Below are 17,432 nucleotides of genomic sequence, written 5' to 3' on the forward strand. Positions count from 1 at the left end.
TGTTTGAGCGAGAGTTACTCGTCTTCCAGCTCGATGTTGATACCCAGCGAGCGGATCTCTTTCAACAGTACGTTGAAGGATTCCGGCATACCTGGTTCCATCTGATGGTTGCCGTCCACGATGTTTTTATACATCTTGGTACGACCATTCACGTCATCAGACTTAACGGTAAGCATTTCCTGCAGGGTGTATGCTGCGCCATATGCTTCCAGCGCCCACACTTCCATCTCACCGAAGCGCTGACCACCGAACTGTGCCTTACCACCCAGCGGCTGCTGAGTAACCAGGCTGTAAGAACCGGTAGAACGCGCATGCATCTTGTCATCAACCAGGTGGTTCAGTTTCAGCATGTACATGTAGCCAACGGTAACCTGGCGCTCGAATTGCTCACCAGTACGGCCGTCGAACAGCGTGATCTGACCAGAAGTTGGCAGACCACCCAGCTGTAACAGTTCCTTGATTTCTGACTCTTTCGCACCATCAAATACTGGCGTTGCGATCGGCATACCTTTTTTCAGGTTTTCAGCCAGACGCAGAACTTCATCATCGCTGAAGGTGTTCAGGTCAACTTTCTGACGAACATCCGTGCCCAGATCGTACGCACGCTGGATGAATTCGCGAAGTTTCGCGACTTCTTCTTGCTGTTTCAGCATGGCGTTAATCTTGTCGCCAATACCCTTCGCAGCCATACCCAGGTGGGTTTCCAGAATCTGACCAATGTTCATACGAGACGGTACACCCAGCGGGTTCAGTACGATATCTACCGGCGTACCGTTAGCATCGTGCGGCATATCTTCGATCGGGTTGATCTTAGAGATAACACCTTTGTTACCGTGACGACCTGCCATCTTATCACCAGGCTGGATCTGACGTTTAACGGCCAGATACACCTTAACAATCTTCAGCACGCCTGGTGCCAGATCGTCGCCCTGAGTGATTTTGCGGCGTTTCGCTTCGAGTTTTTTCTCGAACTCGTGTTTCAGTTCGTCATACTGCTCAGCCAGTTGTTCCAGCTGATTTTGTTTCTCTTCATCGGTCAGGCCCAGTTCCAGCCAGCGATCACGTGGCAGTTTATCGAGCTTCTCAGCTTCAACACCGCCAGCAACCAGTACCGCGTAGATACGACTGAACAGACCCGCTTCGAGGATCTGCAGTTCTTCAGACAGGTCTTTTTTAGCCTGCTTCAGCTGCATCTCTTCGATTTCCAGTGCGCGTTTATCTTTCTCAACGCCGTCACGGGTGAAGACCTGAACATCGATAACCGTACCGGAAACACCGTTTGGTACGCGCAGAGAAGAGTCTTTAACGTCAGACGCTTTCTCACCGAAGATTGCACGCAGCAGTTTCTCTTCTGGTGTCAGTTGGGTTTCACCTTTAGGCGTTACCTTACCAACCAGAATGTCACCGCCGGTCACTTCCGCACCGATGTAAACAATACCGGACTCATCCAGTTTGGAGAGCGCAGCTTCACCCACGTTAGGGATGTCAGCGGTGATCTCTTCTGGCCCCAGCTTGGTGTCACGAGACACACACGCCAGTTCCTGGATGTGGATAGTCGTGAAGCGATCTTCCTGAACCACACGCTCGGAAACGAGGATGGAGTCTTCGAAGTTGTAGCCATTCCACGGCATGAACGCTACACGCATGTTCTGACCAAGCGCCAGTTCACCGAGATCGGTGGACGGGCCATCTGCCAGCACGTCGCCGCGCTCAATTGGCTCACCCAGAGACACGCACGGCATCTGGTTGATGCAGGTGTTCTGGTTAGAACGGGTGTACTTCGTCAGGTTATAGATGTCGATACCCGCTTCGCCTGGGTACATTTCGTCTTCGTTAACTTTGATAACGATACGAGAAGCATCCACGTACTGAACAGTACCGCCACGTTTAGCAACCGCAGTAACACCGGAGTCAACAGCAACAGCACGCTCCATACCTGTACCAACCAGCGGCTTATCAGCGCGCAGAGTTGGAACAGCCTGACGTTGCATGTTTGCACCCATCAATGCACGGTTGGCGTCATCGTGTTCCAGGAACGGGATCAGGGATGCACCGACAGAAACCACCTGTTGGGTGGAAACGTCCATGTAGTCAACCTGATCACGGCTGAACAAGCTGGATTCGCCTTTGCTACGGCACGTTACCAGGTCTTCTTCAAAGTGGCCTTCGTCATCCAGGTTGGAGTTCGCCTGAGCGATGACGTAGTTACCTTCTTCAATAGCAGACAGGTAATGAATTTCGTCAGTCACAACACCGTCAGTCACTTTACGGTACGGCGTCTCAAGGAAACCGTATTCGTTAGTCTGTGCGTAAACAGACAGGGAGTTGATCAGACCGATGTTTGGACCTTCAGGCGTTTCGATTGGGCACACGCGACCGTAGTGAGTCGGGTGTACGTCTCGAACTTCAAAGCCTGCACGTTCACGGGTCAAGCCGCCTGGGCCGAGGGCAGAGATACGACGTTTGTGCGTAATCTCAGACAGCGGGTTGTTCTGGTCCATAAACTGAGACAGCTGGCTGGAACCGAAGAACTCTTTCACTGCTGCAGAGATAGGCTTAGCGTTGATCATATCCTGAGGCATCAGGGTATCCAGATCGCCCAGAGACAGACGCTCTTTCACCGCACGCTCTACACGCACCAGGCCAACACGGAACTGGTTTTCCGCCATTTCACCAACGGAACGGATACGACGGTTGCCGAGGTGGTCGATATCATCCACTTCGCCTTTACCGTTACGGATATCAATGAGCTTTTTCATCACTTCGATGATGTCTTCTTTGCTCAGGATACCGGAACCTTCGATCTCGTCACGCAGCAGAGAACGGTTGAACTTCATACGGCCAACCGCAGACAGGTCATAGCGGTCTTCGGAGAAGAACAGGTTCTCAAACAGGCTTTCAGCCGCTTCACGAGTTGGCGGCTCACCAGGACGCATCATGCGGTAGATTTCTACCAGCGCGCTCAGGCGATCGTTGGTTGGATCGACGCGAACAGTCTCGGAGATGTACGCACCGTGATCCAGATCGTTAGTGAACAGCGTTTCAATACGTTTGTGACCAGACTGGCTCAGCTTGGCTAACAGATCGAGGCTCAGCTCCATGTTGGCTGGGCAGATCAGTTCACCCGTTGATTCATCAACGTAATCTTTCGCGGCTACTTTTCCTGCGATGTACTCAACCGGTACTTCGATGAGTTTGATATCATCTTTTTCCAGCTGACGGATGTGACGCGCAGTAATACGACGGCCTTTTTCCACATACACTTTGCCGTCGGATTCAATGTCGAACGACGCGGTCTCACCACGCAGACGTTCCGGCACCAGCTCCATTTGCAGCTTGTTGTCGCGGATTTCGAAAACGACTTTCTCAAAGAACAGGTCAAGGACCTGCTCAGTGGTATATTGCAGCGCACGCAGAATAATGGTTGCTGGCAGTTTACGACGACGGTCGATACGGACAAACAGGTTGTCTTTTGGATCGAACTCGAAGTCCAGCCATGAACCACGGTAAGGAATGATGCGCGCGTTATACAGTACTTTACCGGATGAGTGTGTTTTACCCTTATCGCTGTCGAAGAAGACGCCCGGGCTACGATGCAGCTGGGAAACGATAACACGCTCAGTACCGTTGATAACGAAAGTACCGTTGTCTGTCATGAGTGGAATTTCACCCATGTAGACTTCTTGTTCTTTAATGTCTTTAACAGTGCCTTCAGGCGCTTCGCGCTCGTAGATCACCAGACGCAGTTTTACACGCAGCGGTGCGGAATAGGTCACGCCACGGATCTGACATTCCTGAACGTCAAACACCGGTTCGCCAAGGCGGTAGCTGACGTATTGCAGCTCAGAATTACCGCTATAGCTTTTAATCGGGAATACGGAACGGAAAGCTGCTTCCAGACCATACTGCCCTTCAGGATCTTGCTCGATAAACTTCTGGAACGAGTCAAGCTGGATAGAAAGGAGATAAGGTATATCCAGAACTTGTGGACGTTTACCAAAATCCTTACGAATACGTTTTTTCTCGGTATAGGAGTAAACCATTAGGGTTCCTCAGCTCGCTGACAAGTCGACCCATCTGTCCGACGAAGGGACAGTTTGTGCAACACCATTTTGTTGATCGGAAAATTGAATACTTTCCGCAATACCTGTTGCTATCACGCTTAAACCATTTCGTTGCGATTTACACAGAGCGAGCACCCTGTCGCAGTATATTAAGACGTCGATAGAAACAAGCATTGTCAGGACAACCAGCAGTCAAACAGTGTGAAATGCTACTAGTGCCTTACAGCGCAAAAAGGCTGGTGACTAAAAAGTCACCAGCCATCAGCCTAATTTCTCAGGCTGCAACCGGAAGGGTTGGCTTATTTAACTTCAACTTCAGCGCCAGCTTCTTCCAGAGATTTTTTCAGTGCTTCAGCGTCATCTTTGCTCACGCCTTCTTTCAGAGCGGCTGGAGCAGATTCTACCAGGTCTTTAGCTTCTTTCAGACCCAGGCCAGTTGCGCCACGTACTGCTTTGATAACAGCAACTTTGTTAGCGCCAGCAGCTTTCAGAATTACGTCGAATTCAGTTTTTTCTTCAGCAGCTTCAACTGGACCCGCAGCAACAGCTACAGCAGCAGCAGCGGAAACACCGAATTTTTCTTCCATTGCAGAGATCAGTTCTACAACGTCCATTACGGACATAGCTGCAACTGCTTCAATGATTTGATCTTTAGTGATAGACATTTAAATTGTTCCTGAAAATCAGAATAAGTTTATACGTAAGCGAATACTTGATAAAGATAACTGCAATTAAGCAGCTTCTTTCGCATCGCGTACAGCAGCCAGAGTGCGAACCAGTTTGCCAGCCGAAGCTTCTTTCATGGTTGCCATCAGGCGTGCAATTGCTTCTTCGTAGGTCGGCAGGGTTGCCAGGCGATCGATTTGCGATGCCGGGATCAACTCACCTTCAAAGGCTGCAGCTTTGACCTCAAATTTTGCATTCGCTTTCGCGAACTCTTTGAACAGACGAGCAGCTGCGCCCGGGTGTTCCATAGAGTATGCAATCAGGGTCGGACCAACAAACGTGTCTTTCAGGCACTCGAACGGAGTACCTTCAACTACGCGACGCAGCAGGGTGTTACGAACAACACGCATGTATACGCCAGCTTCACGACCTGCTTTACGCAGTTCAGTCATTTTGTCTACAGTAACGCCACGGGAATCCGCAACTACTGCAGACAGCGCGCCTTTGGCTACTTCGCTGACTTCAGCAACAATCGCTTGTTTGTCTTGAAGATTTAAAGCCATTAGCTTTGCTCCTGGATGTTTGCCGGAACTCATGTTCCGGAACTCACTTCACTCTTCCAAACGAAAGAGCGTCTTAATACGGTGAGCAGAAACAAGCCAGAGTATTCAAAAATAATCTTAGCGTTCTGTCACCGTCTACGCAGGGGATTAAGTTTCTTGCGAAACACCTGCGGTCTTCGACGGAGGCCTGGATAGGCCAGGCTCCAACGAACAAATCTTTTTACCTGCTAACTTTCGCTAGCAAACATGGGGGTAAGATTGTAGACAAAATCACCGCCCACGTAAAGGTATTAGTTTGCAACAGCAGTCAGGCCAGCTTGGTCAACTGCAACACCTGCACCCATGGTGGTGGAGATGCTGATTTTCTTGATGTACACGCCTTTAGCCTGAGTTGGTTTAGCTTTTTTCAGCGCAACCAGCAGAGATTCCAGGTTTTCTTTCAGTTTATCAGTATCGAAGTCCACTTTACCGATGGTGGTGTGGATGATGCCGTTTTTGTCGTTACGATAACGAACCTGACCCGCTTTAGCATTCTTAACCGCTTCAGCAACGTTAGGCGTTACAGTACCCACTTTCGGGTTTGGCATCAGGCCACGTGGACCCAGAACCTGGCCCAACTGGCCAACAACGCGCATTGCATCCGGAGAAGCAATAACAACGTCAAAGTTCATTTCGCCTTTTTTGATCTGATCAGCCAGATCTTCCATACCTACCAGTTCAGCGCCGGCAGCTTTAGCAGCTTCAGCGTTTGCACCCTGAGCAAATACAGCTACGCGAACGGAACGGCCAGTACCGTGTGGCAGTACAGTCGCGCCACGAACGTTCTGATCAGATTTACGAGCATCAATGCCCAGGTTAACAGCAACGTCAACGCTTTCTACGAACTTAGCAGTAGCCAGTTCTTTCAGCAGTGCGATTGCTTCGTTGATGTCGTACTGTTTGGTCGCATCAACTTTGTCACGGATCACGGACATGCGCTTGGTCAGTTTAGCCATTTCTTAGTCCTCCACTACCAGGCCCATGGAACGTGCAGTACCTTCAATGGAGCGGGTCATCGCTTCAATGTCGGAACCAGTCATGTCGGCAGCTTTGGTCTGCGCGATTTCCTGCAGCTGAGCGCGGGAAATTTTACCCACTTTGTCTTTGTTCGGTTTACCGGAACCAGACTTGATACCAGCCGCTTTCTTCAGCAGAACTGCTGCTGGAGGGGTTTTGGTAACGAAAGTGAAAGAACGGTCAGCGTAAACAGTGATGACGACTGGAATTGGCAGACCTTTTTCCAGGGATTCGGTTTTGGCGTTAAACGCTTTGCAGAATTCCATGATGTTTACGCCCTGCTGACCCAGTGCTGGACCAACCGGTGGACTTGGGTTCGCCATACCAGCTGCAACCTGCAGCTTGACGTAGGCTTGTACTTTCTTAGCCATGTTAACTTCCTCTAAGTGGGTTATAACGCCTCAGTGAGGCTCCCCGTGATAAAAAATCGTTTTACGGGCCTGGCCCATAAAAACAAAAGGCGCGAAATTGTATTCCAATCTCGCGCCCTGTGCAACGATTAAATCGTCGCTTTTTTGATCGCTACTTAGGCTTTTTCTACCTGAGCAAAGTCCAGCTCTACCGGGGTCGCACGACCGAAGATAGAAACAGAAACTTTCAGACGGGACTTCTCGTAGTCCACTTCTTCAACCACACCGTTAAAGTCAGCAAACGGACCGTCGCTAACACGCACCATTTCACCCGGCTCAAACAGCGTTTTCGGACGCGGCTTATCGCCAACCTGCTGCAGGCGGTTCATGATTGCATCAACTTCTTTGTCGCTGATTGGTGCTGGACGGTCGGACGTGCCACCGATAAAGCCCATTACGCGCGGCACGCTACGCACCAGATGCCAGCTTGCGTCGTTCATGACCATCTGAACCAGCACGTAGCCAGGGAAGAATTTACGCTCGCTTTTGCGGCGCTGACCACCACGGATCTCAACCACTTCTTCGGTTGGAACCATGACTTCGCCAAACAACTCTTCCATATTGTGTAATTTGATATGCTCACGCAGCGACGTGGCTACGCGGCCTTCAAAACCGGAAAACGCCTGAACGACGTACCAACGCTTTTTAGGGGCTTCAGACATCTTAGAACCTCAGGCCAGTGATAAAGGATACCAGGCGAACCAGAATACCATCCAGTCCCCACAGGATCAGTGACATTACCGCAGTCACTGCTGCCACAATCAGTGTAGTGTGCAATGTTTCCTGGCGAGTTGGCCAAATCACCTTGCGGACTTCGGTACGCGCTTCGCGCGCAAACGCAACAGTCGCTTTACCTTTAGTCGTCAACAGCGCGACACCGCCCGCTGCAGCAATCAGAATCACCACTGCCAGCGCGCGTAGCGGCAGCATCATGTCACGATAAAGATAGTTGCCAACGATTGCCACAATCAGCAGCACGGCAACAGCGATCCACTTCATCGCTTCCAGGCCGCGCCCGCTCCCTTGAGCTTCGGTATTCGCACTCATAAACCAACCTGTCAGAAGAATTCTACAAATAATTTCACCCCGCGATTGCGAGGAGAACCTAACCGAATGCTCTATTGAGTTTCGGACTAAACGCCCTCTACAGAGCCTGTCTCAGCAATGATTATGACAAAAAAAATCACTGATGAGCCAGGTTCTGGTGTGAAAGCGTGCAAAAAGGGCATCAAATGATGCCCTTTTCATGCGCATTGCGTCAAATGTTATCAGCGATTAGCCGAGAACTTTAGCAACCACGCCCGCACCAACGGTACGACCACCTTCACGGATTGCGAAACGCAGACCGTCATCCATCGCGATTGGGTGGATCAGGGTAACAACCATTTTGATGTTGTCGCCTGGCATTACCATCTCAACGCCTTCTGGCAGTTCGATAGTACCGGTCACGTCAGTTGTACGGAAGTAGAACTGTGGACGGTAGCCTTTGAAGAACGGAGTATGACGGCCGCCTTCATCTTTGGACAGAATGTACACTTCAGATTCGAACTTGGTGTGCGGCTTGATAGAGCCTGGTTTAGCCAGTACCTGACCACGTTCGATTTCTTCACGTTTGATACCACGCAGCAGAACACCAACGTTCTCACCAGCACGGCCTTCGTCCAGCAGTTTGCGGAACATTTCAACGCCGGTACAGGTAGACTTGGCAGTCTCTTTGATACCTACGATTTCAACTTCTTCACCCACTTTAACGATACCGCGCTCTACACGACCGGTAACAACAGTACCACGACCGGAGATGGAGAATACGTCTTCGATTGGCAGCAGGAATGGCTTGTCAATCGCACGTTCTGGTTCTGGGATGTAAGAATCCAGGAAGCCAGCCAGTTCGATGATTTTCGCTTCCCACTCTGCATCGCCTTCGAGCGCTTTCAGAGCAGAACCACGGATGATTGGGGTGTCATCGCCTGGGAAATCATACTGAGACAGAAGTTCACGAACTTCCATTTCTACCAGTTCCAGCAGCTCTTCGTCATCAACCATGTCGCATTTGTTCAGGAACACGATGATGTAAGGAACGCCTACCTGACGACCCAGCAGGATGTGCTCACGGGTCTGAGGCATAGGGCCGTCAGTCGCAGCAACAACCAGGATCGCGCCGTCCATCTGCGCAGCACCGGTGATCATGTTTTTAACATAGTCGGCGTGGCCTGGGCAGTCTACGTGTGCGTAGTGGCGAGTCGGGGTGTCATATTCAACGTGGGAAGTGTTGATGGTGATACCACGAGCTTTTTCTTCTGGTGCGTTATCGATCTGGTCGAAAGCACGAGCAGCACCACCGTAGGTTTTAGCCAGAACGGTAGTGATTGCAGCGGTCAGCGTTGTTTTACCATGGTCAACGTGGCCGATAGTACCGACGTTAACGTGCGGTTTTGTACGTTCAAACTTTTCTTTAGACATCGATTGTCCCTCTAAGACACGGATAAATCGGTGATATCACCACATCAACCAGGCGAAATGCCTGAACTGTTGAATATATTTAAATTGAAACAGAGAGAAAAGGGAGGGATAAGTGAAGTGGTGCTGATACCCAGAGTCGAACTGGGGACCTCACCCTTACCAAGGGTGCGCTCTACCAACTGAGCCATATCAGCACGTTTGGAGCGGGCAGCGGGAATCGAACCCGCATCATCAGCTTGGAAGGCTGAGGTAATAGCCATTATACGATGCCCGCATCCTGAAACTCGGCTACCCAGTTCTTTCTGTAACAAAAAAGAGATTTCTCTCTTTTTGTTTGAGCTGATTAATTTTTTAACCCGCTCAGGCGGCGATAATGCTGCCAGAAAGTGGTGGTGGGGGAAGGATTCGAACCTTCGAAGTCTGTGACGGCAGATTTACAGTCTGCTCCCTTTGGCCGCTCGGGAACCCCACCGGACTTGATGGTGCCGACTACCGGAATCGAACTGGTGACCTACTGATTACAAGTCAGTTGCTCTACCTACTGAGCTAAGTCGGCATCAAGTAGCGCGCATTTTATGGAGACATGAGCAGTCATGCAACTAAAAAATTGCATAAAACGTTCTTTCGCTCATATTTTGTGCGAAGAGAGGGTTAATCGCTGTAAATTCATGCAAACACGGTCAAAAAACCAGCATTTATGCACTATTTCCTGCGTCTATACCGTAGCGTGATGGCTCCCGCGTAACGCATCGCTTTCCCATATTTTTTCTTATTATTCCTGTCATCTGGTGTTAACCTCCTGCCCATTGTCCAAAATTAACTACTATCTGATGAGTCATTGCGCGGATGGATTACCAATGACTCACTAAAGCATGCTTATGAGCAAAAAAGAGCAAACGTTAATGACACCCTATCTTCAATTTAACCGTAGCCAATGGGCTGCCTTGCGTGATTCCGTTCCCATGACGCTGACGGAAGGTGAAATAGCGCGGTTAAAAGGGATAAACGAAGACCTGTCGCTGGAAGAGGTGGCAGAGATCTATTTACCATTATCTCGATTGCTTAACTTCTATATCAGTTCCAACCTGCGTCGGCAGGCGGTACTGGAGCAGTTTCTCGGCACAAACGGTCAGCGCATTCCTTATATCATTAGTATTGCAGGTAGCGTCGCCGTAGGTAAAAGTACCACAGCACGCGTTCTTCAGGCGCTGCTGAGCCGCTGGCCGGAGCATCGTAGCGTTGAGCTGATTACCACAGATGGTTTCCTGCACCCCAACGAGGTGTTAAAGGAACGTGGTCTGATGAAGAAAAAGGGCTTCCCTCTTTCTTATGATATGCACCGTTTGGTGAAGTTCGTCTCCGATCTGAAATCCGGTGCACCGAATGTGACTGCACCTGTTTATTCACATCTGATCTATGACCGTATCCCCGGTGGAGATAAAATTGTTGCCCAGCCGGATATCCTGATTCTGGAAGGGCTGAATGTCCTGCAGAGCGGAATGGATTACCCGCATGACCCGCATCATGTCTTCGTCTCCGATTTCGTCGACTTTTCTATCTATGTCGATGCGCCTGAAGACTTGCTGCAAAGCTGGTACATCAACCGTTTCCTGAAATTCCGCGAAGGTGCATTCACTGACCCCGACTCCTATTTCCATAACTATGCGCAGCTCTCAAAAGAAGAGGCCACTAATGTCGCGATGTCGTTATGGAATGAGATTAACTACGTCAACCTGAAAGAAAATATTCTGCCCACGCGCGAACGCGCCAGCTTGATCCTCACCAAGAGCGAGAAACATGCTGTCGACCAGATTCGTTTGCGGAAATAAGCGATAAGCTGACATAAAAAAACCGGCGAAAATCGCCGGTTTTTTACTTCTGCATCACACGTGAGGTTTTTCGCCGTTTTCATCCTGATCAACTGCGAAGCACGCTACCAGTTGACCACCGTAATCTTTCAACTGCGGCTGCAACTGCGTGCAAGGCCCAAAGCGACGACGACAACGGGCGTTGAAGGCACATCCCGGAGGCGGATTCAGCGGGCTTGGTAGCTCGCCCGTCAATTTAATGCGCTCGCGACGATCATCCGGATTCAAACGCGGTGTCGCAGACAGTAGTGCCTGGGTGTACGGATGACGAGGATTATTAAAGATCTGGTCTTTGGTCCCCTTCTCCACACAGCGACCTAAATACATCACCATCACTTCATCAGCAATGTGCTCCACCACTGACAGATCATGTGAAATAAACACATACGACAGCCCCAGTTCCTGCTGTAAGTCCATCATCAGGTTCAGAACCTGCGCACGAACAGAAACATCAAGCGCAGAGACCGGCTCATCGGCAATCACCACATCCGGATCAAGCATCAGTCCGCGAGCAATCGCAATACGTTGACGCTGACCGCCGGAGAACATATGCGGATAGCGATCGTAATGTTCGGTTTTCAAACCCACTTTCGCCATCATCGCCAACGCTTTCTCACGGCGCTGCTCTTTGGAGAGGCTGGTATTAATCAGCAGCGGTTCTTCCAGAATCTGCCCCACTTTCTTGCGTGGGTTAAGCGAGCCATACGGGTTCTGGAAGACAATCTGGATTTTCTGGCGACGCAGTTTCTGCGCATGCGGGTCATGCTTAAGCAGATCCTGCCCCTGATAATAGAGCTCGCCGCCTGTGGGCGTTTCTATCATTGTCAGCAGTCGACCCAGCGTGGATTTCCCACAGCCGGACTCTCCCACCACCGCCAGCGTTTTACCACGCTCCAGCGTGAACGATACGCCATCCAGCGCTTTTACCAGGCGTTCAGGCGAGAATGGTCCCTTCTTCACCGGATAATGTTTTTTCAGATCGATAGCCTGCAACAGCAGTTGTTGCGCGGCGGCCTGTTGCGTACTCATAGTGTTGGCCTCCCGGCATCATCGAGTGGGTAATGGCATTTCGACTGGCGGCCGTCACCAAGTAGTGCAAGCTCCGGCTCTACAGAACGGCATTTATCGGTCGCATACGGGCAACGAGGGTTGAGCAAACACCCCTCAGGACGGTCATATTTACCCGGAACCACACCCGGCAATGACGCCAGACGCGCTTTATCCTGAGCAAATTCCGGGAGTGCCCGTAACAACGCCTGAGTATAAGGGTGACGTGGTGCGCGGAAGATATCATTCGCGGCTCCCGTCTCCACAACCTGCCCGGCATACATCACGATAATTTTATGCGCTGCTTCCGCCACCAACGCCAGGTCATGCGTGATCAGCACCAGTGCCATATTCTCTTTCTGCTGCAACTCGAGCAGCAGCTCGATGATCTGCGCCTGAATCGTCACATCCAGCGCCGTTGTTGGTTCATCGGCAATCAGCAGTTTTGGCCGACAGGCGATCGCCATGGCAATCATTACACGCTGACTCATCCCACCGGACAACTGGTGAGGATACACGTCGAGACGCGAGCCTGGATCCGGTATACCGACCTGTGTCAGCAGATCGATCGCACGCTGACGGCGGGTTTTCTTATTACCACCCTGATGCACCTTAATCGCTTCCATTATCTGGAAACCGACGGTGTAGCATGGGTTGAGGCTGGTCATCGGGTCCTGGAAGATCATGGCGACTTCAGCGCCCACCAACTGGCGACGTTGTTTCTCGGAAATGCGTTGCAGATCCTGTCCGTCAAAGGCCAGGCTCTCCGCCATCACACGACCGGGATAGTCAATCAACCCCATGATTGCCAGCGAGCTTACCGACTTACCCGAACCTGACTCACCAACAATACCCACTACTTCGCCTTGGTTCACGCTGTAACTGATGCGGTCTACGGCGCGAAACGGTGTGCCTTCGTCACCGAAGTGCACCGATAATTTATCTACATTTAATAACGCCATCTCGTGCCTCTTACTGCTTCAGTTTGGGATCAAGTGCATCACGCAGGCCATCACCCATCAGGTTAAATGCCAGCACCGTCAGCAAAATCGCCAGACCCGGGAAGGTGACGACCCACCAGGCGCTTTGCGCGAACTGCAACACATCGGAGAGCATCGTGCCCCACTCCGGTGTTGGTGGCTGCGCACCCATGCCAAGGAAGCCAAGAGCGGCCATATCGAGAATGGCGTTAGAGAAGCCAAGAGACGCCTGAACAATCAGCGGCGCAAGACAGTTAGGGAGAATATTCACGAACATCTGACGCATTGCACCCGCACCTGCCACACGAGATGCCGTCACGTAATCACGGTTAACTTCAACCAGCACTGCGGCACGCGTTAAGCGCACGTAGTGCGGAAGTGCCACGAACGTTAGTGCTAACGCGGCATTACCTATCGATGGCCCAAAGACGGCCACCAGGACCAATGCCAGCAACAGGCTCGGCAACGCCAGCATAATATCGACGATACGCATAATAATGTTGTCAACGAGGCCACCGAAATAACCGGCCACCAGCCCGAGGACGACCCCCAGAATCAACGACAGCACCACGACCAGACAACCCACCAGCAGTGACAAACGAGCACCGTACATCAAGCGCGACAGCACATCACGGCCAACATCATCTGTTCCAAGAAGGTGCGCAAACGTACCGCCATCCTGCCAGGCTGGCGGCGATAACAGAACGTCACGGAACTGGTCTGCTGGGTTATACGGTGCAAGGACATTCGCGAATATCGCGATAATGATCATGATGACCACATATACCAGGCCGACTACCGCACCTTTGTTGCGTTTGAAGTAGTGCCAGAATTCCTGCAACGGTGTCATCGGAACCGGCGCAGCGACCACTTTATTTTGAGTTACTTGTGACATGATGGCCCCTTACTTCTTATGCCGAATACGCGGGTTCACCACGCCGTAGAGCAGATCGACCAGCAGGTTAACGAGAATAATCATCGTCGCTACCAGCAGAACACCGCCCTGCACAACCGGGTAATCACGGCGTTGCAGTGCATCTATCAACCAACGCCCAAGACCAGGCCAGGAGAAAATGGTTTCGGTCAGAATTGCACCGGCCAACAACGTCCCTACCTGCAGACCAATAACCGTTACCACTGGCAGCATTGCATTACGCAACGCATGAACGATGATGACACGCATACGGGTCAGCCCCTTGGCGCGTGCGGTACGGATATAGTCTTCGCCCAAAACTTCCAGCATGGAGGATCGCGTCATACGCACGATTACCGCCAGCGGGATTGTGCCGAGCACCATGGCAGGCAGAATCATATGCGCCACCGCATCGATGAAATTACCCTGCTCACCCCAGATAGCGGTATCAATCAGCATAAATCCGGTCAGCGGATTAGAATCGTCGAGGAAGACCATATCGCTGACTCGCCCGGAAACTGGCGTCAGGTTCCACTGCACAGAGACCAGCATGATCAGCATCATGCCCCACCAGAAAATAGGCATGGAGTAGCCCGTCAGTGCCAGGCCAACAGCGGTGTGATCGAAAATAGACCCGCGCTTAACGGCAGCCAGAACGCCAACAGGAATACCCACAGCGGTCGCAAAAATCATGGCGCAGATGCCAAGTTCCAGCGTTGCTTTAAAACGCGGTACGAACTCGTCCCACACCGGAAGACGGCTTTTCAGTGAAATGCCTAAATCACCGTGTAATACACCCCAAATATAATTGAGGTATTGCTGCCACAGTGGCTTGTTCAGACCAAGCTCGGCCAGCAACTGCGCATGGCGTTCAGGGGAAATACCACGCTCGCCCGCCATAATCATTACCGGGTCACCGGGGATCATATGAACGAAGGCAAAAGTGAGAAGGGTGATACCGATAAACGTAGGGATGACAAGTCCCAGACGTCGGAGGATAAACTGCAACATAACCCGGATTCTCTCTGATGACGCACAACCAGGGGCGTGACGTCTGTATTGCTCACAAATGTAAATTCCCTCTCCCACAGGGAGAGGGTTAGGGTAAGGGGAAAGGCTGCTCGCCCCTCACCCCTGCCCTCTCCCGTTGGGAGAGGGGTACACCCTACTTATTATTCAACAGATACGTTTTCGAAGTGGTGTTTACCCAGCGGATCAACAACATAGCCTTTGACTTCTTTACGGACCGGCTCATACACAGTGGAGTGAGCCACGATCAGTGCCGGAGCCTGATCATGCATCACAACCTGAGCCTGTTTGTACAGTTCAATACGCTTGTTGTGGTCGTCAGTTGCACGTGCCGGCTGAATCAGATCTTCAAACGGTTTGTAACACCAGCGAGAGTAGTTAGAACCTTGTTTGGCCGCATCACAGCTGAACAGGGTAGCGAAGAAGTTGTCCGGATCCCCATTGTCACCAGTCCAGCCCATCATCACAGCCTGGTGTTCACCGGCTTTAGCACGTTTCAGGTATTCGCCCCACTCGTAAGTCACGATCTTGGCTTGTACGCCGATTTTTGCCCAGTCAGCCTGGACCATTTCAGCCATACGGCGAGCATTCGGGTTGTACGGACGCTGTACAGGCATCGCCCACAGTTCAACGGTAAATCCTTTATCCTGGCCCGCTTCTTTCAGCAGCGCTTTTGCTTTCTCGACGTCGTAGGTGTAATCCTTCACGTCGTCGTTATAGCCCCACATGGTTGGTGGAATCAGGTTTTTCGCGGCCACACCAGCGCCCTGGTATACGGCTTTGATGATCGCGTCTTTGTTTACCGCGTAAGTCAGCGCCTGACGCACTTTTACGTCATCAAACGGTTTCTTCTCGGTGTTGAAGGAGAGGTAACCCACGTTCAGGCCTGCCTGCTCCAGCAGGTTGATGTTTTTATCCTGCTTCATGCGAGCAATATCAGCCGGGTTCGGATACGGCATCACCTGGCACTCATTTTTCTGCAGTTTTGCATAACGCACAGAAGCATCAGGCGTGATGGAGAAGACCAGACGGTCGATCTGCGGCTTAGTGCCCCAATAACCTGGGAAGGCTTTATACAGAATACGGGAGTCTTTCTGGTACTGCAGCAGCTGGAACGGCCCTGTACCGATTGGGTCCAGATCCACTTTTTCCGGCGTGCCCGCTTTCAGCATGTTATCCGCATATTCTTTTGACAGAATAGAAGCGAAGTCCATTGCCAGGTCAGCCAGGAATGGGGCTTCCGGACGAGTCAGTACGAACTGAACGGTATTATCGTCCACTTTTTTCACGTCGGTGATCAGGTCCGGCAGGCCCATACCTTCGAAGTATTCATAGCTACCGCCAGATACTTTGTGGTACGGGTTTTGCGCGTTTTTCTGTCGGTCGAAGGAGAATACGACGTCGTCAGCGTTAAAATCACGTGTAGGTTTGAAGTCTTTACTGTCTTGCCATTTCACGCCCTGGCGTAAATGGAAGGTATAGGTTTTGCCGTCTTCACTGACTTCCCACTTCTCAGCCAGGCCAGGAATAACTTCCGTAGTACCGATTTTGAATTCAACCAGACGGTTATAGATTGGTACGGAGCTTGCGTCATACGTCGTACCAGAGGTAAAAAGCTGTGGGTTAAAGCCTTCCGGCGAGCCTTCAGAACAGTAAACCAGGGTTTTTGCCTGTACGCTTGCTGCGACGGTGAGAGCCACCAGGCTCAGACCAAGCTTCAGCATCCCTGACTTCTTCAAGGAAATACTCATTATTCTGCTCCAATGTGATGTTTTGCTTTTGTTGTGTTACACCGCCTGACCTTTATTTATTTTTTACCCGGTCCGGTCGGAGATGCCCGAAGGCGTTATAAGGGATGGAGAATCCTTTCAGAAGAGCGACAGAGTTGCAGCGCAGATCCTCCCTGAAATGCCCCTCATGCCCTACAATCTGTCAACAGAATGTGAAAACGTCAATACAGGTGACGGGGATTTACGTTGAGTGTGAGAAACCGTAAACAAAGATTAAAAAAACTTTGTCGGTATATTTTCAGCAGGGAAATTTATGCTACTCGTCATGTTGCAGCACAAACATCTTCATATTTCGCAACAGTCAGTGATTAACATTTATTCATATTACGTAAATTTTCTTACAGAATGGCGATTATCTGAGCACTTAATGCCGCGAACGTTAAAACGCACAGCGGAAAATGCTGAGGTTATCCATAAGCAACGCGAAAAAAGATCAATCTATATATAAAAAAATACAATGGATTATGTCACAAAATCGTTAACAGACAGGTTGATACGGGGATCAGGGATATTTAATGAGATGGTCACTCCCTCCTTCCCGGTACTATGCTGAGGACAGGCTTTCATTCGGAGAACTATCATGGAA

Annotated in this window: 14 protein-coding genes and 4 tRNA genes; 1 reads left to right on the top strand and 17 read right to left on the bottom strand. The window is 50.9% G+C overall.

Translation table 11 applies throughout. The features are described 5' to 3' along the window. Window positions 1-14: 14 nt before the first annotated feature. The 12 genes from rpoB to GF617_RS22150 form a co-directional block, all read right to left on the bottom strand. Window positions 15-4,043, bottom strand: coding sequence for a DNA-directed RNA polymerase subunit beta (gene rpoB / locus GF617_RS22095; protein WP_203452460.1), 4,029 nt, complete (start codon window positions 4,041-4,043; stop codon window positions 15-17). Window positions 4,044-4,363: 320 nt separating this feature from the next. After that, window positions 4,364-4,729, bottom strand: coding sequence for a 50S ribosomal protein L7/L12 (gene rplL / locus GF617_RS22100; protein ID WP_000028879.1), 366 nt, complete (start codon window positions 4,727-4,729; stop codon window positions 4,364-4,366). Window positions 4,730-4,795: 66 nt separating this feature from the next. After that, a complete protein-coding gene (gene rplJ, locus GF617_RS22105) occupies window positions 4,796-5,293 on the bottom strand; it encodes a 50S ribosomal protein L10 (protein ID WP_004097644.1) in 498 nt (165 codons plus the stop codon). 290 nt (window positions 5,294-5,583) lie between these two features. Then, window positions 5,584-6,288, bottom strand: a complete 705-nt coding sequence (rplA, locus tag GF617_RS22110; RefSeq protein ID WP_181621787.1) for a 50S ribosomal protein L1 — start codon at window positions 6,286-6,288, stop codon at window positions 5,584-5,586. A gap of 3 nt (window positions 6,289-6,291) precedes the next feature. Further along, the gene (gene rplK, locus GF617_RS22115; protein ID WP_004097640.1) at window positions 6,292-6,720 is read right to left on the bottom strand and encodes a 50S ribosomal protein L11; all 429 of its coding nucleotides are present in this window, start codon (window positions 6,718-6,720) and stop codon (window positions 6,292-6,294) included. Between the two features lie 155 nt (window positions 6,721-6,875). Continuing rightward, window positions 6,876-7,421, bottom strand: a complete 546-nt coding sequence (gene nusG / locus GF617_RS22120; protein WP_002438628.1) for a transcription termination/antitermination protein NusG — start codon at window positions 7,419-7,421, stop codon at window positions 6,876-6,878. 1 nt (window position 7,422) lies between these two features. Then, window positions 7,423-7,806 carry a preprotein translocase subunit SecE gene (gene secE, locus GF617_RS22125; RefSeq protein ID WP_032644497.1) on the bottom strand — a complete coding sequence of 128 codons (384 nt, stop codon included), beginning with the start codon at window positions 7,804-7,806 and terminating at the stop codon, window positions 7,423-7,425. 228 nt (window positions 7,807-8,034) lie between these two features. Further along, window positions 8,035-9,219, bottom strand: coding sequence for an elongation factor Tu (gene tuf / locus GF617_RS22130; RefSeq protein WP_203452461.1), 1,185 nt, complete (start codon window positions 9,217-9,219; stop codon window positions 8,035-8,037). 118 nt (window positions 9,220-9,337) lie between these two features. After that, window positions 9,338-9,413, bottom strand: a tRNA-Thr gene (locus tag GF617_RS22135). Between the two features lie 5 nt (window positions 9,414-9,418). Then, window positions 9,419-9,493 (bottom strand) — tRNA-Gly (locus GF617_RS22140). A 113-nt stretch (window positions 9,494-9,606) separates the two neighbouring features. After that, window positions 9,607-9,691, bottom strand: a tRNA-Tyr gene (locus GF617_RS22145). A gap of 8 nt (window positions 9,692-9,699) precedes the next feature. Continuing rightward, window positions 9,700-9,775, bottom strand: a tRNA-Thr gene (locus GF617_RS22150). 322 nt (window positions 9,776-10,097) lie between these two features. Between GF617_RS22150 and coaA the strand changes: the two genes are divergently transcribed. After that, the gene (gene coaA, locus GF617_RS22155; RefSeq protein WP_203452462.1) at window positions 10,098-11,048 is read left to right on the top strand and encodes a type I pantothenate kinase; all 951 of its coding nucleotides are present in this window, start codon (window positions 10,098-10,100) and stop codon (window positions 11,046-11,048) included. Window positions 11,049-11,102: 54 nt separating this feature from the next. On the opposite strand, the gene dppF is transcribed toward coaA, so the two are convergent. From dppF to dppA, 5 genes are all read right to left on the bottom strand, one after another. Continuing rightward, the gene (gene dppF, locus GF617_RS22160; RefSeq protein WP_181621785.1) at window positions 11,103-12,116 is read right to left on the bottom strand and encodes a dipeptide ABC transporter ATP-binding subunit DppF; all 1,014 of its coding nucleotides are present in this window, start codon (window positions 12,114-12,116) and stop codon (window positions 11,103-11,105) included. After that, entirely contained in the window at window positions 12,113-13,096 is a 984-nt protein-coding gene (dppD, locus tag GF617_RS22165) for a dipeptide ABC transporter ATP-binding protein (RefSeq protein WP_181621784.1), read from the bottom strand. The genes dppF and dppD overlap by 4 nt, the downstream gene beginning before the upstream one ends. 10 nt (window positions 13,097-13,106) lie before the next feature. After that, entirely contained in the window at window positions 13,107-14,009 is a 903-nt protein-coding gene (dppC, locus tag GF617_RS22170) for a dipeptide ABC transporter permease DppC (protein WP_181621783.1), read from the bottom strand. A gap of 9 nt (window positions 14,010-14,018) precedes the next feature. Continuing rightward, window positions 14,019-15,038 (bottom strand): dipeptide ABC transporter permease DppB, encoded by a 1,020-nt coding sequence (gene dppB, locus GF617_RS22175; protein WP_181621782.1) that lies wholly within the window; start codon window positions 15,036-15,038, stop codon window positions 14,019-14,021. 161 nt (window positions 15,039-15,199) lie between these two features. After that, window positions 15,200-16,807 (bottom strand): dipeptide ABC transporter periplasmic-binding protein DppA, encoded by a 1,608-nt coding sequence (gene dppA, locus GF617_RS22180; RefSeq protein ID WP_181621781.1) that lies wholly within the window; start codon window positions 16,805-16,807, stop codon window positions 15,200-15,202. Window positions 16,808-17,432 lie beyond the last annotated feature (625 nt).

This window comes from Lelliottia sp. RWM.1, from assembly GCF_016859735.1.
Classification (GTDB): domain Bacteria; phylum Pseudomonadota; class Gammaproteobacteria; order Enterobacterales; family Enterobacteriaceae; genus Enterobacter.

What these genes read in the sequence shown, in the direction of transcription:
- rpoB (WP_203452460.1), bottom strand. Translation starts at nt 4,043, where the DNA reads ATGGTTTACTCCTATACCGAGAAAAAACGTATTCGTAAGGATTTTGGT.
- rplL (WP_000028879.1), bottom strand. Translation starts at nt 4,729, where the DNA reads ATGTCTATCACTAAAGATCAAATCATTGAAGCAGTTGCAGCTATGTCC.
- rplJ (WP_004097644.1), bottom strand. Translation starts at nt 5,293, where the DNA reads ATGGCTTTAAATCTTCAAGACAAACAAGCGATTGTTGCTGAAGTCAGC.
- rplA (WP_181621787.1), bottom strand. Translation starts at nt 6,288, where the DNA reads ATGGCTAAACTGACCAAGCGCATGTCCGTGATCCGTGACAAAGTTGAT.
- rplK (WP_004097640.1), bottom strand. Translation starts at nt 6,720, where the DNA reads ATGGCTAAGAAAGTACAAGCCTACGTCAAGCTGCAGGTTGCAGCTGGT.
- nusG (WP_002438628.1), bottom strand. Translation starts at nt 7,421, where the DNA reads ATGTCTGAAGCCCCTAAAAAGCGTTGGTACGTCGTTCAGGCGTTTTCC.
- secE (WP_032644497.1), bottom strand. Translation starts at nt 7,806, where the DNA reads ATGAGTGCGAATACCGAAGCTCAAGGGAGCGGGCGCGGCCTGGAAGCG.
- tuf (WP_203452461.1), bottom strand. Translation starts at nt 9,219, where the DNA reads ATGTCTAAAGAAAAGTTTGAACGTACAAAACCGCACGTTAACGTCGGT.
- coaA (WP_203452462.1), top strand. Translation starts at nt 10,098, where the DNA reads ATGAGCAAAAAAGAGCAAACGTTAATGACACCCTATCTTCAATTTAAC.
- dppF (WP_181621785.1), bottom strand. Translation starts at nt 12,116, where the DNA reads ATGAGTACGCAACAGGCCGCCGCGCAACAACTGCTGTTGCAGGCTATC.
- dppD (WP_181621784.1), bottom strand. Translation starts at nt 13,096, where the DNA reads ATGGCGTTATTAAATGTAGATAAATTATCGGTGCACTTCGGTGACGAA.
- dppC (WP_181621783.1), bottom strand. Translation starts at nt 14,009, where the DNA reads ATGTCACAAGTAACTCAAAATAAAGTGGTCGCTGCGCCGGTTCCGATG.
- dppB (WP_181621782.1), bottom strand. Translation starts at nt 15,038, where the DNA reads ATGTTGCAGTTTATCCTCCGACGTCTGGGACTTGTCATCCCTACGTTT.
- dppA (WP_181621781.1), bottom strand. Translation starts at nt 16,807, where the DNA reads ATGAGTATTTCCTTGAAGAAGTCAGGGATGCTGAAGCTTGGTCTGAGC.